The 1,096-nt window shown below is 66.8% G+C and carries 1 protein-coding gene; it reads left to right on the forward strand.

The genetic code is table 11. From position 1 onward, the window contains the following. Positions 1-12 precede the first annotated feature (12 nt). Positions 13-1,083 (forward strand): IS630 family transposase, encoded by a 1,071-nt coding sequence (locus ACFHNC_RS24690; RefSeq protein WP_437171887.1) that lies wholly within the window; start codon positions 13-15, stop codon positions 1,081-1,083. The last annotated feature ends 13 nt before the right edge of the window (positions 1,084-1,096 follow it).

Raw genomic sequence — 1,096 nt, forward strand, 5'->3', positions numbered from 1 at the left:
CAGGCTGGGCGGATGGCTCAGACGATTTGTGTCATTGTTGATGCTGTTGATCGCGCGCGACTGGCGGCAATCACCTCCGACCGAAACCGCCTGCAGAAGCACGTCCAGCGTGCCCGGATCATCCTGCTATCCGCCGACCGGCTGCCCGTTGCCGAGGTAGCCCGTCAGGCCGCGGCAAGCCGACCAGCGGTTTGGCGCTGGCAGGCGCGCTACGCGCTGGCTGGGGTGGATGGCCTGCTGCACGACAAGACCCGCCCACCCGGCAGAGCGCCGGTGCCGACGGCGACCGTGGCCAAGGTGCTGGCGCTCACCTGCTCCGAGCCGCGGGGGCAGGCCACCCACTGGACCGGCCGGGCGATGGCGCAGGCCAGCGGCATCAGCCTGCGCTCGGTGCAGCGCATCTGGGACGCCCATCGACTGCAGCCGCACCGGTTGCGCACCTTCAAGCGCTCCAACGATCCGGCCTTCGCCGAGAAGGTCGAGGACATTGTCGGCCTCTACATGGATCCGCCGATGCACACCGTGGTGCTGTCCATCGACGAGAAGTCGCAGATCCAGGCGCTCGACCGCACCCAGCCGGGGCTGCCACTCAAACCCGGCAAATGCGGTACGATGACCCACGACTACAAGCGCAACGGCGTCACCACCCTGTTCGCCGCGCTCAATGTCCAGGATGGCACCGTGCTGGGCCGCTGCATGTTGCAGCACCGGCACCAGGAGTTCGTCCGCTTCCTCAACGCGATTGAGCGCGCCGTGCCCGCGGGAAAGCTGATCCACGCCATCGCCGACAACTACGCCACCCACAAGCATCCCAAGGTGCGCGCCTGGCTGGAGCGGCACCCTCGGTGGGTGTTCCACTTCACGCCGACCTCGGCATCCTGGATCAATGCTGTCGAGGGCTTCTTCTCAGCCCTGACCCGAAGGCGTCTACGACGAGGGGTGTTCCAATCCGTCGCCGATCTCGAGCAGGCCATCGCCCGCTACATCCGCGAGCACAACGCCGCCTCCGCCCCCTTCGTCTGGACCAAACCTGCCGACAGCATCCTCGCCAAGCTCGACCGGCTGCCTGCATCTTCCGAATGAGTCAGTGCACTAG

The sequence above is a fragment of the Falsiroseomonas sp. E2-1-a4 genome (assembly GCF_051433165.1).
In the GTDB taxonomy this organism is placed as follows: Bacteria; Pseudomonadota; Alphaproteobacteria; order Acetobacterales; family Acetobacteraceae; genus Falsiroseomonas.

Bases quoted from the DNA above. Each gene is read 5' to 3' on its own strand.
- ACFHNC_RS24690 (WP_437171887.1), top strand. From the start codon at position 13: ATGGCTCAGACGATTTGTGTCATTGTTGATGCTGTTGATCGCGCGCGA.